Annotated in this window: 14 protein-coding genes and 4 tRNA genes; all 18 read left to right on the top strand. The window is 55.9% G+C overall.

What is annotated here, in order from left to right; genetic code table 11:
* Positions 1 to 195 precede the first annotated feature (195 nt).
* Positions 196 to 1,155, top strand: a complete 960-nt coding sequence (birA, locus tag AC07W4_RS09615) for a bifunctional biotin--[acetyl-CoA-carboxylase] ligase/biotin operon repressor BirA (RefSeq protein ID WP_495032274.1) — start codon at positions 196 to 198, stop codon at positions 1,153 to 1,155.
* Positions 1,145 to 1,894, top strand: coding sequence for a pantothenate kinase (locus AC07W4_RS09620; protein WP_495032275.1), 750 nt, complete (start codon positions 1,145 to 1,147; stop codon positions 1,892 to 1,894). Before birA ends, AC07W4_RS09620 begins: the two co-directional genes overlap by 11 nt.
* A gap of 7 nt (positions 1,895 to 1,901) precedes the next feature.
* A complete protein-coding gene (locus tag AC07W4_RS09625; RefSeq protein WP_008053877.1) occupies positions 1,902 to 2,342 on the top strand; it encodes a hypothetical protein in 441 nt (146 codons plus the stop codon).
* Positions 2,343 to 2,485: 143 nt separating this feature from the next.
* Positions 2,486 to 2,570: transfer RNA gene (locus AC07W4_RS09630), tRNA-Tyr, on the top strand.
* 24 nt (positions 2,571 to 2,594) lie between these two features.
* Positions 2,595 to 2,668: transfer RNA gene (locus tag AC07W4_RS09635), tRNA-Gly, on the top strand.
* Positions 2,669 to 2,694: 26 nt separating this feature from the next.
* A tRNA-Thr gene (locus tag AC07W4_RS09640) sits at positions 2,695 to 2,770 on the top strand.
* Positions 2,771 to 2,944: 174 nt separating this feature from the next.
* Positions 2,945 to 3,020 (top strand) — tRNA-Trp (locus tag AC07W4_RS09645).
* Positions 3,021 to 3,065: 45 nt separating this feature from the next.
* Positions 3,066 to 3,434: a preprotein translocase subunit SecE gene (gene secE / locus AC07W4_RS09650; protein ID WP_007984402.1), complete on the top strand. Its 369-nt coding sequence runs from the start codon at positions 3,066 to 3,068 to the stop codon at positions 3,432 to 3,434.
* Between the two features lie 9 nt (positions 3,435 to 3,443).
* Positions 3,444 to 3,977, top strand: coding sequence for a transcription termination/antitermination protein NusG (gene nusG, locus AC07W4_RS09655; protein ID WP_007984405.1), 534 nt, complete (start codon positions 3,444 to 3,446; stop codon positions 3,975 to 3,977).
* A 117-nt stretch (positions 3,978 to 4,094) separates the two neighbouring features.
* Positions 4,095 to 4,526: a 50S ribosomal protein L11 gene (gene rplK / locus AC07W4_RS09660; RefSeq protein WP_007933726.1), complete on the top strand. Its 432-nt coding sequence runs from the start codon at positions 4,095 to 4,097 to the stop codon at positions 4,524 to 4,526.
* Complete coding sequence (gene rplA, locus AC07W4_RS09665) at positions 4,526 to 5,221, top strand: 50S ribosomal protein L1 (RefSeq protein WP_003186095.1); 696 nt, start codon at positions 4,526 to 4,528, stop codon at positions 5,219 to 5,221. Before rplK ends, rplA begins: the two co-directional genes overlap by 1 nt.
* A 198-nt stretch (positions 5,222 to 5,419) precedes the next feature.
* A complete protein-coding gene (rplJ, locus tag AC07W4_RS09670) occupies positions 5,420 to 5,920 on the top strand; it encodes a 50S ribosomal protein L10 (protein WP_007970413.1) in 501 nt (166 codons plus the stop codon).
* 75 nt (positions 5,921 to 5,995) lie between these two features.
* On the top strand, positions 5,996 to 6,361 hold the full coding sequence (gene rplL, locus AC07W4_RS09675; RefSeq protein WP_007970414.1) for a 50S ribosomal protein L7/L12: 366 nt from the start codon (positions 5,996 to 5,998) through the stop codon (positions 6,359 to 6,361).
* Between the two features lie 220 nt (positions 6,362 to 6,581).
* Complete coding sequence (gene rpoB, locus AC07W4_RS09680) at positions 6,582 to 10,655, top strand: DNA-directed RNA polymerase subunit beta (RefSeq protein WP_007984407.1); 4,074 nt, start codon at positions 6,582 to 6,584, stop codon at positions 10,653 to 10,655.
* 64 nt (positions 10,656 to 10,719) lie between these two features.
* On the top strand, positions 10,720 to 14,919 hold the full coding sequence (gene rpoC / locus AC07W4_RS09685) for a DNA-directed RNA polymerase subunit beta' (RefSeq protein WP_008053876.1): 4,200 nt from the start codon (positions 10,720 to 10,722) through the stop codon (positions 14,917 to 14,919).
* Between the two features lie 216 nt (positions 14,920 to 15,135).
* Entirely contained in the window at positions 15,136 to 15,507 is a 372-nt protein-coding gene (gene rpsL / locus AC07W4_RS09690; RefSeq protein ID WP_003186084.1) for a 30S ribosomal protein S12, read from the top strand.
* A 108-nt stretch (positions 15,508 to 15,615) separates the two neighbouring features.
* Positions 15,616 to 16,089: a 30S ribosomal protein S7 gene (rpsG, locus tag AC07W4_RS09695; RefSeq protein ID WP_007994653.1), complete on the top strand. Its 474-nt coding sequence runs from the start codon at positions 15,616 to 15,618 to the stop codon at positions 16,087 to 16,089.
* Positions 16,090 to 16,119: 30 nt separating this feature from the next.
* Complete coding sequence (gene fusA, locus AC07W4_RS09700; RefSeq protein ID WP_007994652.1) at positions 16,120 to 18,225, top strand: elongation factor G; 2,106 nt, start codon at positions 16,120 to 16,122, stop codon at positions 18,223 to 18,225.
* Positions 18,226 to 18,236 lie beyond the last annotated feature (11 nt).

Consider the following 18,236-nt stretch of genomic DNA (forward strand, 5'->3'; position numbering starts at 1 on the left):
ACGATGCATCGCCGATGGTAGTGTGGGGTTTCCCCATGTGAGAGTAGGTCATCGTCAAGATTAAATTCCGAAACCCCAATTGCGAAAGCAGTTGGGGTTTTGTTTTTGTCCGCAGAAAAGCCACGATTACTGGATTTCTATGCAATCGCTCGGTGCGTGGCTATCATGCGGGCCTCATTGTGAGGCGAGACCTGCATGCTGACGTTGTTAAAGCTTCTTAAAGATGGCCGATTCCATTCGGGTCAAGCATTGGGTGCTGCCCTGGGCGTCAGTCGTAGCGCTGTGTGGAAGCAGCTTCAGCATTTGGAGGCTGAGCTGGGTTTGTCTATTCATAAGGTTCGCGGGCGCGGCTATCAATTGTCCGCGCCATTAGCGCTGCTCGACCCTGCCGAGATCAGCGCTCAGGCGCACTCTTGCGCCTGGCCCGTCCAGGTTTACGACTCGATCGACTCCACTAATGCCGAAGCACTGCGCGCTATTGATCGCGGGCAAGCGGCACCCTTTGTGGTGCTTTCGGAGCGGCAGACGGCCGGGCGCGGGCGACGTGGTCGCAAGTGGGTCAGTCCATTCGCAGAAAACGTCTATTACAGCCTGGTGCTACGTATTGATGGTGGGATGCGTCAGCTGGAGGGCTTGAGTCTTGTTGTTGGACTCGCTGTCTTGCAGACGTTGCGTGAGCTCGGTATTACAGCCGCTGGATTGAAATGGCCTAACGATGTCCTTGTGGGCCAGAAAAAAATCGCGGGAATACTGCTCGAGTTGGTTGGTGACCCTGCTGATGTGTGTCACGTGGTCCTGGGTGTAGGTATCAATGTGAACATGCAGTCCGCTGACGAAGTGGATCAGCAATGGACATCCCTGCGGCTCGAGTCAGGCAAATTGTTTGATCGCAACCAATTGGTTGCGATGCTGGGGGAGATGCTGCAGCAATACCTGGCTCGTCACCAGGCGGGTGGTTTTTTGGCCCTCCAGTCGGAGTGGGAGCAAAATCATCTGTGGCAGGGGCAAAGCGTGTCGTTGATTGCCGGCGTCAATCAAATTGATGGTGAGGTACTTGGTATCGATGGCCAGGGCGCCTTGCGCCTGAAGGTGGATGGTGTGGAGAAAGTCTTCAGCGGTGGTGAGTTGAGCCTGAGGTTGCGTGATGATTCTTGAGCTCGATTGTGGGAATAGTTTCATCAAGTGGCGTGTGCTTGCCGCTAATGCCGGGCAGGTGCTGGGTGAAGGGGTCGTCGACTCCAATCCTGGATTGCTGGAGGGGGTGGGGGCGCTCAAGGGGCTTGCCCTCACGTTTTGCCGGTTGGTAAGCGTCAGGACCGCGGAGGAAACCGCTGCGCTGACGTCTTTGCTCGGTGATACCTTTCATGTGCCGGTTGTATGCGCAACGCCTGCGCGCGAAATGTCAGGCGTGCGCAATGGGTATGAAGAGTTTGAGCGGTTGGGCCTGGATCGGTGGCTTGCAATGCTTGGGGGCTTTCATCTGGCTTCAGGTGCGTGCCTGGTGCTCGATTTCGGTACGGCGGTGACTGCTGACTTTATCGCAGCGGATGGAGAGCACCTGGGTGGTTTCATCTGTCCGGGGATGCCGTTGATGCGCAACCAGTTGCGCACCCACACGCGCAAAATTCGTTATGGGGATCTGGCGGCCGAGCAGGCCCTGGAGCGTCTTGTTCCAGGTCGCGCGACTGTCGAGGCTGTAGAGCGTGGTTGTCTGTTGATGTTGCGCGGCTTCGTGCTGACCCAACTCGAATTGGCGCGCAGTTACTGGGGTGAGGACTTTGTCGTGTTCCTCACCGGGGGGGATGCGAACCTGGTTGCTGAGGTCGTGCCTCAGGCCAGGGTTGTTCCGGACTTGGTGTTTGTCGGATTGGCCATGGCCTGTCCCTTGTCCTGAGGTTTTTATGCGTTGGTTGTTTCTGCTGCTGCTTGTCCTCAATGGGTTCTATTACATCTGGCATCAACAAGAGGCCCCTTTGCGCGCGAAGGATGTCACGCCTTTGAGTCTTTATCGCGGATCTCAACAAGATATCCGCTTGTTGAGCGAAGCAAGTGACGTATCCAGGGATAAGGGTAAGGCTGTCTCGACAGACAATGGCTGCCTTTATCTGGGTGGCTATGCGCGCCAGGAGGCTGCACAGGCGGTTGAGCGTCGTTTGAGCGGGATGGAGGTCAAGTATCAGTCCCTGCCGAAAGCTGCGACCGAAGGGGCAGGGTATTGGGTGCGTATCGCACCGGAAAGCCGGCGTTGGCTGGACGATTTGCAGCTGCAAAACCTTTCTAAAGAATTCAATGAGTTAAAACATAAAATAATGCCGTGCGAGGGGGTTGCACCCACCGAATAGTTTGCATAGAATGGCGCCCGCTCCACAGCGAACACCGGAAACGGTAAGCGGTGTGAAGCGAGGTCAACGCAGCTAAGCTCAGGTTTTTAATGAGAAAAATGCTTGACAGAAGGCTGGCATGATGTAGAATGCCGGCTCGCTTAGGAGGGGTTCCCGAGCGGCCAAAGGGATCAGACTGTAAATCTGACGTCTACGACTTCGAAGGTTCGAATCCTTCCCCCTCCACCATTTTTAGCGAGAGCTGTAAGCCTCGCGGGTATAGTTTAGTGGTAGAACCTCAGCCTTCCAAGCTGATGATGCGGGTTCGATTCCCGCTACCCGCTCCAAGTTTACAGGTTTTGCACAGTGTTACGCTCTTGTAGCTCAGTTGGTAGAGCACACCCTTGGTAAGGGTGAGGTCAGCGGTTCAAATCCGCTCAAGAGCTCCATATAACAAGGCAGATATGAAAATATCTGCCTTTGTTTTAGGTGGTAGTGGTTGCGCCTGATTGGGTTTCTGAAGGTTGTCGGTGTCGTGAGCGCCGGCGTTGCAGCCAGGATTGCCTTGTAAGTGTTGTAAAGTCTTTTTCGGGTCGGCATAATGGTCGGCCTGATTTTGTTTTAGGTCAGTAGCTCAATTGGCAGAGCGACGGTCTCCAAAACCGTAGGTTGGGGGTTCGATTCCCTCCTGACCTGCCAGATTCACTCGGTGTATCTGGCTTTCTTTTCACAGGATCTTCATAGATGACTCCTAAAGCTGAAGCTCAAGGCTCTCGTTTCGACCTCCTCAAGTGGCTTGTAGTAGTCGCTCTGGTGGTTGTTGGCGTTGTTGGCAATCAGTACTTTTCTGCTTCGCCGATCCTGTACCGCGTACTCGCATTGCTTGCCATTGCTGCCGTAGCTGCCTTTGTAGGCCTGCAGACGGTCAAGGGCAAGTCTTTCTTTGTACTGGTTAAGGAAGCGCGCACCGAAATTCGTAAAGTCGTTTGGCCAACTCGCCAAGAAACCACGCAGACCACGTTGATCGTTGTGGCTGTTGTCCTGGTTATGGCGTTGCTGTTGTGGGGGCTCGATTCCCTGCTCGGCTGGCTTGTTTCCTTGATCGTCGGCTAAGGGTGTCCCGTGGCTAAGCGTTGGTATGTTGTGCATGCTTACTCCGGTTACGAGAAGCATGTAATGCGCTCGCTGATCGAGCGCGTAAAGCTGGCCGGTATGGAAGATGGCTTCGGCGAGATTCTGGTTCCCACTGAAGAAGTGGTTGAAATGCGCAATGGCCAGAAGCGCAAAAGCGAACGCAAATTCTTCCCTGGCTATGTGCTGGTGCAGATGGATATGAACGAGGGTACTTGGCACTTGGTCAAGGACACTCCTCGGGTGATGGGTTTCATTGGCGGTACTGCCGATAAGCCTGCGCCAATCACCGATAAAGAAGCAGAAGCGATTCTGCGCCGCGTTGCCGATGGCAGCGACAAGCCGAAGCCGAAGACGTTGTTCGAGCCGGGCGAGTCGGTGCGTGTCAACGATGGTCCGTTCGCAGACTTTACCGGTGTTGTTGAAGAAGTTAACTACGAAAAGAGCCGGATCCAGGTCGCAGTGCTCATTTTCGGTCGCTCTACTCCGGTGGAGCTCGAGTTCAGCCAGGTCGAAAAGGTCTAGTTGAACAAAAATCCCAACCCCGCAGCCGTAGGCTGTGGGGTTTTGTCGTCACTGGGATAAACGCGCAAGTAACCGGGGAGCCTCTCGAGGCGTTCGAACCCGTAATTGGAGTGCCTCATGGCCAAGAAGATTACCGCTTACATCAAGCTGCAAGTGAAGGCCGCTCAGGCTAACCCAAGCCCACCTGTTGGTCCTGCTCTGGGTCAGCACGGCGTGAACATCATGGAATTCTGCAAGGCTTTCAACGCCCGTACTCAGGGTCTTGAGCCAGGTCTGCCGACTCCAGTGATCATCACTGTCTACAGCGACCGTAGCTTCACTTTCGAAACCAAATCCACCCCTGCTTCGGTTCTGCTGAAGAAGGCGGCCGGTCTGACCAGCGGTTCCGCTCGTCCGAACACCGTTAAGGTTGGCACCGTGACTCGTGCTCAGCTGGAAGAAATCGCGAAAACCAAAAACGCGGATCTGACTGCAGCTGATATGGAAGCAGCCGTGCGTACCATCGCCGGTTCTGCTCGTAGCATGGGCCTTAACGTGGAGGGTGTGTAATGGCTAAGCTGACCAAGCGTCAAAAGGCTATCGCCGGCAAAATCGAAGCAGGCAAGGCCTACAACTTTGTAGACGCCGCTGCCCTGCTGGCCGAGCTGTCGACTGTCAAGTTCAGCGAGTCGTTCGACGTAGCTGTAAACCTGGGTGTTGACCCGCGTAAATCCGACCAGGTCGTTCGTAGCGCTACTGTGCTGCCACACGGCACTGGCAAGACCGTTCGCGTTGCTGTGTTCACCCAGGGTCCAGCTGCTGAAGCCGCTCTGGCTGCCGGCGCTGACCGTGTAGGCATGGACGACCTGGCTGCCGAAATGAAAGGCGGCGACCTGAACTATGACGTAGTGATCGCATCCCCGGATGCAATGCGCGTTGTAGGTCAGTTGGGTCAGATCCTCGGTCCACGTGGCCTGATGCCTAACCCTAAAGTCGGCACCGTAACTCCAGACGTAGCTACCGCGGTTAAAAACGCCAAGGCTGGTCAGGTTCGTTATCGCACCGACAAAAACGGCATCATCCACACTTCCGTTGGCAAGATCGGCTTCGATGCCGTCAAGCTGAAGGAAAACGTTGAAGCCCTGATCGCTGATCTGAAGCGTATCAAGCCAGCTTCCTCGAAAGGCATTTACGTCAAGCGCGTTACCCTGAGCACCACTATGGGCCCAGGTCTGGTCATCGACCAAAGCTCGCTCGACGCGTAAGACACAGATTGGCGCGAGCGATCGCGCCAATTGAAAAATTGGGGTCCCTGCCTGGCGGGGGCTATCCAAGACCGTAGGCGACGCAAGTCTTAAACCTCAAGCCTACGCAGATGGTGCTCCCGGTTCCTTACCGAATCAGACACCAAAACGACATCCGGTTTCGACCAGATGAAACGGTAACAAGCAGGAGTTAAACCCGTGGCAATTAAACTCGAAGACAAGAAGGCCATCGTCGCTGAAGTCAACGAGGCTGCCAAAGTCGCTCTGTCCGCTGTCGTGGCTGATGCCCGTGGCGTAACAGTAGGCGCGATGACCGGACTCCGTAAAGAGGCTCGTGAAGCTGGCGTTTACGTACGTGTTGTACGTAACACCCTGCTCAAGCGCGCTGTTGCTGACACTGAATTCAGTGTCCTCAACGACGTGTTCACTGGCCCTACCCTGATTGCGTTCTCCAAAGAACATCCAGGCGCTGCTGCCCGGATCTTCAAGGAATTCGCAAAGGGTCAGGACAAGTTCGAGATCAAGGCAGCTGCGTTCGAGGGCAAGTTCCTCGCAGCTAACCAAATCGACGTACTGGCAACTCTGCCGACCCGTGACGAAGCAATTTCTCAGCTGATGAGCGTGATTCAAGGCGCTACCAGCAAATTGGCTCGTACTCTGGCGGCAATTCGCGACCAGAAAGAAGCTGCTGCAGCCTAAGGCTCGTCAACTTCTCGCGTTTTTTGTTTTTTTCGATGGTCGCGTAGGCCGTCCCCAATATCAGGAATTAGATTCATGTCTATCTCTCAGAACGATATCCTTGAAGCAGTTGGCAACATGTCCGTAATGGAAGTTGTTGAGCTGATCAAAGCTTTCGAAGAAAAATTCGGTGTTACCGCTGCTGCTGCATCGGCTGGTCCAGCTGTTGCTGCTGCCGTTGCTGAAGAGCAAACCGAATTCAACGTCATGCTGACCGAAGCTGGCGAGAAGAAAGTTAACGTGATCAAGGCTGTACGTGAACTGACCGGTCTGGGCTTGAAAGAAGCCAAGGCTGTAGTTGACGGCGCACCTGCCATGGTTCTGGAAGCTGTTGCCAAAGACGCAGCTGACAAAGCCAAAGCAGCTCTGGAAGAAGCAGGCGCTAAAGTCGAGCTGAAGTAAGCATCGACTTTGCTCCTCCAGCCCGAGCGTTAAGCGACAGGCTGATGGCTGGTGGCTCTTGCCACCGGCCTTTTTCCGTTATTGGCAGCCGACTGGGTCGGTGCCGATAACGTGCTGTAACCACCCGATGTGGTGGCGCAAACCATGGGGTTTGCACGATTTTCTGGCTGCTCCCGTCGGGAGGGGCCAAACAAGCAGGTGACCAAGCTGGGGAACGCTGATGGCTTACTCATATACTGAGAAAAAACGTATCCGCAAGGACTTTAGCAAGTTGCCGGACGTCATGGATGTGCCGTACCTCCTGGCCATCCAGCTGGATTCGTATCGTGAATTCTTGCAAGCGGGAGCGACTAAAGATCAGTTCCGCGACGTGGGCCTGCATGCGGCCTTCAAATCCGTTTTCCCGATCATCAGCTACTCCGGCAATGCTGCGCTGGAGTACGTCGGTTATCGCCTGGGCGAACCGGCATTTGATGTCAAAGAATGCGTATTGCGCGGTGTAACTTACGCCGTACCTTTGCGGGTAAAAGTGCGCCTGATCATTTTCGACAAAGAATCGTCGAACAAAGCGATCAAGGACATCAAAGAGCAAGAAGTCTACATGGGTGAAATCCCCCTGATGACTGAGAACGGTACCTTCGTAATCAACGGTACCGAGCGTGTAATCGTTTCCCAGCTGCACCGTTCCCCGGGCGTGTTCTTCGACCACGACCGTGGCAAGACGCACAGCTCCGGTAAACTGCTGTACTCCGCGCGCATCATTCCTTACCGCGGTTCGTGGCTGGACTTCGAGTTCGACCCGAAAGACTGCGTATTCGTGCGTATCGACCGTCGTCGCAAGCTGCCGGCCTCGGTACTGCTGCGCGCGCTGGGCTATACCACTGAAGAAGTGCTGGACGCGTTCTATACCACCAACGTATTCCACGTGAAGGGCGAGACCCTGAGCCTGGAGCTGGTGCCTCAGCGCCTACGCGGTGAAATCGCTGTCCTCGATATTCAGGATGACAAAGGCAAGGTTATTGTCGAGCAGGGTCGTCGTATTACCGCTCGCCACATCAACCAGCTGGAAAAAGCCGGGATCAAAGAGCTGGATGTGCCTCTGGACTATGTCCTGGGTCGTACAACCGCCAAGGTCATCGTGCACCCGGCAACCGGCGAAATCCTGGCAGAGTGCAACACCGAGCTGAACACCGAGATCCTGGCCAAAATCGCCAAGGCTCAGGTTGTTCGCATCGAAACTCTGTACACCAACGATATCGACTGCGGTCCGTTCGTCTCCGACACCCTGAAGATCGACTCCACCAGCAACCAACTGGAAGCGCTGGTCGAGATCTATCGCATGATGCGTCCTGGCGAGCCGCCAACCAAGGACGCTGCCGAGACCCTGTTCAACAACCTGTTCTTCAGCCCTGAGCGCTATGACCTGTCTGCGGTCGGCCGGATGAAGTTCAACCGTCGTATCGGTCGTACCGAGATCGAAGGTTCGGGCGTGCTGTGCAAGGAAGACATCGTCGCGGTACTGAAGACCCTGGTCGACATCCGTAACGGTAAAGGCATCGTCGATGACATCGACCACCTGGGTAACCGTCGTGTTCGCTGCGTAGGCGAAATGGCCGAGAACCAGTTCCGCGTTGGCCTGGTACGTGTTGAGCGTGCGGTCAAAGAGCGTCTGTCGATGGCTGAAAGCGAAGGCCTGATGCCGCAAGACCTGATCAACGCCAAGCCAGTGGCTGCGGCGGTGAAAGAGTTCTTCGGTTCCAGCCAGCTGTCCCAGTTCATGGACCAGAACAACCCGCTGTCCGAGATCACCCACAAGCGTCGTGTTTCCGCACTCGGCCCTGGCGGTCTGACTCGTGAGCGTGCCGGCTTCGAAGTGCGTGACGTACACCCGACTCACTACGGTCGTGTATGCCCGATTGAAACGCCGGAAGGTCCGAACATCGGTCTGATCAACTCCCTGGCCGCTTATGCGCGCACCAACCAGTACGGCTTCCTGGAAAGCCCGTACCGCGTGGTGAAAGACGCTCTGGTCACCGACGAGATCGTGTTCCTGTCCGCCATCGAAGAAGCCGATCACGTGATCGCTCAGGCCTCGGCCACGATGAACGACAAGAAAGTCCTGATCGACGAGCTGGTAGCTGTTCGTCACTTGAACGAATTCACCGTCAAGGCGCCGGAAGACGTCACCTTGATGGACGTATCGCCGAAGCAGGTAGTTTCGGTTGCTGCGTCGCTGATTCCGTTCCTCGAGCACGACGACGCCAACCGTGCGTTGATGGGTTCGAACATGCAGCGTCAAGCTGTACCGACCCTGCGCGCCGACAAGCCGCTGGTAGGTACCGGCATGGAGCGTAACGTAGCCCGTGACTCCGGCGTTTGCGTCGTGGCTCGTCGTGGCGGCGTGATCGACTCCGTCGACGCCAGCCGTATCGTGGTTCGTGTTGCCGATGACGAAGTTGAAACCGGTGAAGCCGGTGTCGACATCTACAACCTGACCAAGTACACCCGCTCCAACCAGAACACCTGCATCAACCAGCGTCCGCTGGTGCGTAAGGGTGATCGGGTTCAGCGTAGCGACATCATGGCCGACGGCCCGTCCACCGACATGGGTGAACTGGCTCTGGGTCAGAACATGCGCATCGCGTTCATGGCATGGAACGGCTTCAACTTCGAAGACTCCATCTGCCTGTCCGAGCGTGTTGTTCAGGAAGACCGTTTCACCACGATCCACATCCAGGAACTGACCTGTGTGGCCCGTGACACCAAGCTTGGCCCAGAGGAAATCACTGCCGACATCCCGAACGTGGGTGAAGCGGCTCTGAACAAGCTGGACGAAGCCGGTATCGTTTACGTAGGTGCTGAAGTTGGCGCAGGCGACATCCTGGTCGGTAAGGTCACTCCGAAAGGCGAGACCCAGCTGACTCCGGAAGAAAAACTGTTGCGTGCGATCTTCGGTGAAAAAGCCAGCGACGTTAAAGACACCTCCCTGCGTGTACCTACCGGTACCAAAGGTACTGTCATCGACGTACAGGTCTTCACCCGCGACGGCGTTGAGCGTGATGCTCGTGCCCTGTCGATCGAGAAGTCCCAGCTGGACGAGATCCGCAAGGACCTGAACGAAGAGTTCCGTATCGTTGAAGGTGCTACTTTCGAACGTCTGCGTTCCGCTCTGGTCGGCCACAAAGCCGAAGGCGGCGCCGGTCTGAAGAAAGGCCAGGACATCACCGACGAAGTTCTCGACGGTCTTGAGCACGGCCAGTGGTTCAAACTGCGCATGGCTGAAGATGCTCTGAACGAGCAGCTCGAGAAGGCTCAGGCCTACATCGTTGATCGTCGCCGTCTGCTGGACGACAAGTTCGAAGACAAGAAGCGCAAACTGCAGCAGGGCGATGACCTGGCTCCAGGCGTGCTGAAAATCGTCAAGGTTTACCTGGCAATCCGTCGTCGCATCCAGCCGGGCGACAAGATGGCCGGTCGTCACGGTAACAAAGGTGTGGTCTCCGTGATCATGCCGGTTGAAGACATGCCGCACGATGCCAATGGCACCCCGGTCGACGTCGTCCTCAACCCGTTGGGCGTACCTTCGCGTATGAACGTCGGTCAGATCCTTGAAACCCACCTGGGCCTCGCGGCCAAGGGGCTGGGCGAGAAGATCAACCGCATGGTTGAAGAGCAGCGCAAAGTTGCCGAGCTGCGCAAATTCCTGCACGAGATCTATAACGAGATCGGCGGTCGTCAGGAAAGCCTCGATGACTTCTCGGACCAGGAAATCCTGGACCTGGCTCAAAACCTGCGTGGCGGCGTTCCAATGGCCACTCCAGTGTTCGACGGCGCCAAGGAAAGCGAAATCAAGGCCATGCTGAAACTGGCGGACCTGCCAGAAAGCGGCCAGATGCAGCTGACCGACGGCCGTACCGGCAACAAGTTCGAGCGCCCGGTTACCGTTGGCTACATGTACATGCTGAAGCTGAACCACTTGGTAGACGACAAGATGCACGCTCGTTCTACCGGTTCGTACAGCCTGGTTACCCAGCAGCCGCTGGGTGGTAAGGCGCAGTTCGGTGGTCAGCGTTTCGGGGAGATGGAGGTCTGGGCACTGGAAGCATACGGTGCCGCTTACACTCTGCAAGAAATGCTCACAGTGAAGTCGGACGATGTGAACGGCCGTACCAAGATGTACAAGAACATCGTGGATGGCGATCACCGTATGGAGCCGGGCATGCCCGAGTCCTTCAACGTGTTGATCAAGGAAATTCGTTCCCTCGGCATCGATATCGATCTGGAAACCGAATAACACGTGACGCGAATCGAGAGCGGGGCAAGATTGCCCGCTCTCTGCTCCGCCAGGAGGAAAGGCCTTGAAAGACCTACTGAATTTGCTGAAAAACCAGGGTCAAGTCGAAGAGTTCGACGCCATCCGTATCGGATTGGCATCGCCTGAGATGATCCGTTCGTGGTCGTTCGGTGAAGTTAAAAAGCCGGAAACCATCAACTACCGTACGTTCAAACCTGAGCGTGACGGCCTGTTCTGCGCCAAGATCTTTGGCCCGGTAAAGGATTACGAGTGCCTGTGCGGTAAGTACAAGCGCTTGAAGCACCGTGGTGTGATCTGCGAGAAGTGCGGCGTTGAAGTCGCGCTGGCAAAAGTTCGTCGTGAGCGCATGGCGCACATCGAACTGGCCTCGCCAGTTGCCCACATCTGGTTCCTGAAATCGCTGCCGTCTCGTATCGGCTTGCTGATGGACATGACCCTGCGTGATATCGAACGCGTTCTCTACTTCGAGAGCTACGTCGTTATCGATCCAGGCATGACCACCCTTGAAAAAGGTCAGCTGCTGAACGACGAGCAGTACTTCGAAGCGCTGGAAGAGTTCGGCGACGATTTCGATGCCCGTATGGGTGCCGAAGCTGTCCGCGAACTGCTGCACGCTATCGACCTGGAGCACGAGATTGGCCGCCTGCGTGAAGAGATTCCGCAAACCAACTCCGAAACCAAGATCAAGAAGCTGTCCAAGCGTCTGAAGTTGATGGAGGCCTTCCAGGGTTCCGGCAACCTGCCAGAGTGGATGGTGCTGACCGTTCTGCCGGTTCTGCCGCCGGATCTGCGTCCACTGGTCCCGCTCGATGGCGGTCGCTTCGCGACTTCCGACCTCAACGATCTGTATCGTCGAGTGATCAACCGTAACAACCGTTTGAAGCGCCTGCTGGATCTGTCCGCTCCGGACATCATCGTGCGCAACGAAAAGCGTATGTTGCAGGAAGCTGTCGACGCATTGCTCGACAACGGTCGTCGTGGCCGCGCTATCACCGGTTCCAACAAGCGTCCTCTGAAATCCCTGGCTGACATGATCAAGGGTAAGCAAGGTCGTTTCCGTCAGAACTTGCTCGGTAAGCGTGTTGACTACTCCGGTCGTTCGGTAATTACCGTAGGTCCGACCCTGCGTCTGCACCAGTGCGGTCTGCCGAAGAAGATGGCTCTCGAGCTGTTCAAGCCGTTCATTTTCGGCAAGCTTGAAATGCGTGGTCTCGCTACCACCATCAAGGCTGCCAAGAAGATGGTCGAGCGCGAGCTGCCAGAGGTTTGGGACGTTCTCGCTGAAGTGATTCGCGAACACCCGGTTCTTCTCAACCGTGCACCGACCCTTCACCGTCTGGGTATCCAGGCGTTTGAACCGGTACTGATCGAAGGCAAGGCTATCCAGCTGCACCCTCTGGTCTGCGCCGCGTACAACGCCGACTTCGACGGCGACCAAATGGCCGTGCACGTACCGCTGACGCTGGAAGCCCAGCTCGAAGCGCGTGCGTTGATGATGTCGACCAACAACATTCTGTCGCCAGCCAACGGTGAGCCAATCATCGTTCCGTCGCAGGACGTTGTATTGGGTCTGTACTACATGACGCGTGAAGCGATCAACGCCAAGGGCGAAGGTCGTGTGTTCGCGGATCTGCAGGAAGTTGACCGTGTGTTCCGTGCCGGCGAAGCCGCACTGCACGCCAAGGTCAAAGTCCGGATCAACGAAACCGTCAACGACCGTGATGGCGGCAGCGTGACCAACACCCGTATCGTCGACACCACTGTCGGCCGTGCGCTGTTGTTCCAGGTTGTGCCAAAGGGTCTGTCGTACGACGTCGTCAACCTGCCGATGAAGAAAAAGGCGATCTCCAAGCTGATCAACCAGTGCTACCGCGTGGTTGGTCTGAAAGAGACCGTGATCTTCGCTGACCAGTTGATGTACACCGGTTTTGCCTATTCGACCATTTCCGGCGTTTCCATCGGTGTTAACGACTTCGTTATCCCGGATGAAAAAGCCCGCATCATCGGTGCAGCCACCGACGAAGTGAAAGAGATCGAAAGTCAGTACGCCTCCGGCCTGGTAACCCAGGGCGAGAAGTACAACAAAGTGATCGACCTTTGGTCCAAGGCGAACGACGAAGTTTCCAAGGCGATGATGGCCAACCTCTCGAAAGAGAAAGTCATCGACCGTCATGGCGTCGAAGTCGACCAGGAATCCTTCAACTCGATGTACATGATGGCTGACTCTGGTGCGCGGGGTTCCGCAGCACAGATTCGTCAGCTGGCCGGTATGCGTGGCCTGATGGCCAAGCCGGACGGTTCCATCATTGAAACGCCGATTACCGCGAACTTCCGTGAAGGTTTGAGCGTACTCCAGTACTTCATCTCCACTCACGGTGCTCGTAAGGGTCTTGCGGATACCGCGTTGAAAACGGCGAACTCGGGTTACCTGACTCGTCGTCTGGTAGACGTGGCGCAGGATCTGGTTGTAACCGAGATCGATTGCGGCACCGAACACGGTCTGCTGATGACTCCGCACATTGAAGGCGGTGACGTTGTAGAGCCGTTGGGTGAGCGCGTATTGGGTCGAGTTATCGCCCGTGACGTATTCAAGCCAGGTACCGAGGACGTCATCGTTCCTGCCGGCACCCTGGTAGACGAGAAGTGGGTCGAGTTCATCGAGCTCAACAGCATCGACGAAGTGATCGTACGTTCGCCGATCAGCTGCGAAACCCGTTTCGGTATCTGCGCCAAGTGCTACGGCCGCGACCTGGCTCGTGGTCACCAGGTGAACATCGGTGAAGCTGTCGGCGTTATCGCTGCCCAGTCCATCGGTGAGCCGGGTACCCAGCTGACGATGCGTACGTTCCACATCGGTGGTGCGGCAAGCCGGACCTCCGCTGCGGACAGCGTCCAGGTGAAGAATGGCGGTACCGTTCGTCTGCACAATTTGAAGCACGTGGAACGAGTGGATGGTCACCTGGTTGCCGTGTCCCGTTCCGGTGAGCTGGCCATCGCTGATGACTTCGGTCGTGAGCGTGAGCGTTACAAGCTGCCGTACGGTGCCGTGATTTCGGTTAAAGAAGGTGACAAGGTCGAAGCTGGCGCCATTGTGGCCAAGTGGGACCCGCACACTCACCCGATCGTTACCGAAATGAAAGGTACCGTGACCTACGTGGGCATGGAAGAAGGCATCACGATCAAGCGTCAGACCGACGAATTGACCGGTATGACCAACATTGAAGTACTCGACGCCAAAGACCGTCCAGCTGCCGGTAAGGACATCCGTCCTGCCGTGAAGATGGTCGACGACAACGGCAAGGATCTGTTGCTGCCAGGCACTGACGTTATCGCTCAGTACTTCCTGCCAGCCAACGCCCTGGTCGGTGTGGCGGATGGTGCGAAGATCGCGATCGGTGATGTTATCGCTCGTATCCCGCAAGAGACTTCGAAAACTCGCGACATCACCGGTGGTCTGCCGCGTGTTGCCGACTTGTTCGAAGCCCGTCGTCCGAAAGAAGCGTCGATTCTGGCTGAAGTCAGCGGCACCATCGCGTTCGGTAAAGAGACCAAGGGCAAGCGCCGTCTGGTTATCACCCCGAACGACGGTAGCGATCCGTACGAAGAGCTGATTCCGAAGTGGCGTCACCTGAACGTGTTCGAAGGCGAACAGGTAAACCGCGGCGAAGTTATCTCCGACGGTCCTAGCGATCCACACGACATCCTGCGTCTGCTGGGTGTGAGTGCGCTGGCCAAGTACATCGTCAACGAGATCCAGGACGTTTACCGTCTGCAAGGCGTGAAGATCAACGACAAGCACATCGAGACCATCCTGCGTCAGATGCTGCGTAAAGTTGAGATCGCTGAATCCGGCGATTCCAGTTTCATCAAGGGCGACCAGATGGAATTGACTCACGTGCTGGTAGAGAACGAGCGCCTGAGCGGCGAAGACAAGTTTGTCTCCAAGTTCACTCGTGTTCTGCTGGGTATCACCAAGGCGTCGTTGTCCACCGAATCGTTCATCTCGGCGGCTTCCTTCCAGGAAACCACTCGCGTACTGACCGAAGCGGCGGTAACCGGCAAGCGCGATTACCTGCGCGGCCTGAAAGAAAACGTGGTCGTGGGTCGTCTGATCCCGGCTGGTACCGGCCTGGCTTATCACAGCGAGCGTAAGCGCCGCCGTGATGCAGACAAGCCGTTGCGCGTAAGCGCCAGTGAAGTGGAAGCTGCACTGACCGAAGCGCTGAACTCGAGCGGTAACTGAGTTCTGCGGTAAATGAGTGTGAGGCCCTGGTCACTCCGTTCATCGAATCGAGACAAATTGTCGAGATTGGATGAGCGGGGAGGGCGGGGCCTTGCCTTGACTGGGGACAAGATCCTCTTTAGACTCTTGTACCCCTAAATTTGGCGGGAACTCGTTCCTGCCATTTTGCTTTTCTTGCAAGACAATAGCGTCGCAAGACAACAGTGGAGCTAGTAGATGGCAACTATCAACCAGCTGGTACGTCAGCCGCGTAAGCGTATCGTCGAGAAATCCGACGTGCCTGCGCTGCAGAACTGCCCGCAACGCCGTGGCGTGTGCACCCGTGTGTACACCACCACGCCGAAAAAACCTAACTCGGCACTGCGTAAAGTATGCCGTGTGCGCCTGACCAACGGTTTCGAGGTTTCCTCGTACATCGGCGGTGAAGGCCACAACCTGCAAGAGCACAGCGTGGTACTGATCCGCGGCGGTCGTGTAAAAGACTTGCCAGGTGTTCGTTACCACACCGTTCGCGGTTCGTTGGATACTTCCGGTGTTAAAGGTCGTAACCAGGGTCGTTCGAAGTACGGTACCAAGCGTCCGAAGTAATCGGCCGTTTTGCAGTTTTTCATTTTATTGAGTCGATAAGAGTAAGGTCGGGCACGCATCCATTGGAGCTGTCCCGGGCTAACCTGAAGACCGTTTGAGGGCTTATCAATGCCAAGACGTCGCGTAGCAGCCAAGCGTGAGATTCTGGACGATCCGAAATACGGAAGCCAAATCCTCGCCAAATTCATGAACCACGTAATGGAAAGCGGCAAGAAAGCCGTTGCCGAGCGTATCGTTTATGGTGCCCTGGATACCGTGAAGGCTCGTAAGGCCGGCACCGATCCCCTGGAACTCTTCGAAAAAGCACTCGACGCCATCGCTCCGCTGGTCGAAGTGAAGTCGCGCCGCGTTGGTGGTGCTACTTACCAGGTTCCGGTCGAGGTTCGTCCTTCCCGTCGTAACGCTCTGGCAATGCGCTGGTTGGTAGACTACGCCCGCAAGCGCGGCGAGAAGTCTATGGCTCTGCGTTTGGCTGGCGAACTGTTGGACGCTGCCGAAGGTAAAGGTGCTGCAGTTAAGAAGCGTGAAGACGTTCACCGTATGGCTGAAGCCAACAAGGCTTTCTCGCACTACCGCTTCTAATTTTAGCGTCACTAATTTTGCGAGGGCTTTATGGCTCGTACAACACCGATTAATCGCTACCGTAACATTGGTATCGTTGCACACGTGGATGCTGGTAAAACCACCACCACCGAGCGCGTCCTTTTTTACACTGGCAAAAGTCACAAAATGGGCGAGGTGCATGACGGCGCCGCGACCACAGACTGGATGGTGCAGGAGCAGGAGCGTGGTATTACCATTACTTCTGCTGCCATTACTGCCTTCTGGCAGGGTTCCGCCAAGCAGCACAAAGACCAGTACCGTTTCAACGTCATCGATACCCCGGGCCACGTAGACTTCACTATTGAAGTTGAGCGTTCCCTGCGTGTACTCGACGGCGCGGTCGTTGTGTTCTGCGGTACTTCCGGCGTTGAGCCTCAGTCCGAAACCGTATGGCGTCAAGCCAACAAGTACGGTGTTCCACGTATCGTTTACGTGAACAAGATGGACCGTGCCGGTGCGAACTTCCTGCGCGTGATCGCTCAGATCAAACAGCGTCTGGGTCACACTCCGGTGCCTATCCAGCTGGCTATCGGTTCCGAAGACAACTTCCAGGGTCAGATCGATCTGATGACCATGGAAGCCGTTTACTGGAACGATGCCGACAAGGGGATGACTCCTCGTCGTGAAGCCATCCCTGCTGAACTGCAGGAACTGGCTGAAGAGTGGCGCAACAACATGGTTGAGGCTGCGGCCGAAGCCAGCGAAGAACTGATGAACAAGTACCTTGAAGGTGAAGAACTCACCATCGAGGAAATCAAGGGTGCTCTGCGTCAGCGTACTATCGCTGGTGAGATCGTTCTGGCTGTTTGCGGTTCTTCTTTCAAGAACAAGGGTGTTCCCCTGGTTCTCGACGCCGTTATCGACTACCTGCCGGCTCCAACCGACATTCCTGCCATCAAGGGTACTGACCCGGATGACGAGGAAAAGCAAATGGAGCGTCATGCAGACGACAACGAGCCGTTCTCGGCTCTGGCGTTCAAGATCGCTACCGACCCATTCGTGGGTACCTTGACTTTCGTCCGTGTTTACTCGGGCGTGTTGGCCTCCGGCGACGGCGTGATCAACTCGGTCAAAGGCAAGAAAGAGCGCGTGGGTCGTATGGTGCAAATGCACGCAAACGCCCGTGAAGAGATCAAGGAAGTACGCGCTGGCGACATCGCGGCCCTGATCGGCATGAAGGACGTCACCACTGGTGAAACCTTGTGCAACGCTGACAAGCCAATCATCCTGGTTCGCATGGACTTCCCGGAGCCGGTTATTTCGGTTGCCGTAGAGCCTAAGACCAAGGATGACCAGGAAAAAATGGGTATCGCTCTGGGCAAACTTGCTCAGGAAGACCCGTCTTTCCGCGTCAAGACTGATGAAGAGACTGGTCAAACGATCATCTCTGGCATGGGCGAGTTGCACCTGGACATCCTGGTTGACCGGATGCGCCGTGAGTTCAACGTCGAAGCCAACATCGGTAAGCCTCAGGTTTCGTATCGTGAGCGCATCACGAAGAATTGCGAAATCGAAGGCAAGTTCGTTCGTCAGTCCGGCGGTCGTGGCCAGTTCGGCCATTGCTGGATCCGTTTTGCTCCTGCTGACGAAGGTCAGGAAGGTCTGCAATTCGTGAACGAAGTAGTGGGTGGTGTGGTTCCTAAGGAATACATCCCGGCTATCCAGAAGGGTATCGAAGAGCAGATGAAGAACGGCGTAGTTGCCGGCTATCCGCTGATCGGCCTGAAGGCTACCGTGTTTGATGGTTCTTACCACGACGTCGACTCGAACGAGATGGCGTTTAAGGTGGCTGCTTCCATGGCGACCAAGCAACTGGCCCAGAAGGGCGGTGGTGAGTTGCTCGAGCCGATCATGGCGGTAGAGGTTGTTACGCCTGAAGACTATATGGGTGACGTGATGGGCGACCTTAACCGTCGTCGCGGCATGATTCTGGGTATGGAAGACACGGTCTCCGGTAAGGTGATCCGTGCTGAAGTTCCGTTGGGCGAGATGTTCGGTTATGCGACCGACGTTCGTTCGATGTCCCAGGGTCGCGCAAGCTACTCTATGGAATTCAAAAAATACAATACAGCTCCGTCGCACATCGTCGAAACTGTAACCAAAAAACAAGGCTGATTCAGTCCTTT

Source organism: Pseudomonas sp. GW821-FHT02A08, assembly GCF_059422045.1.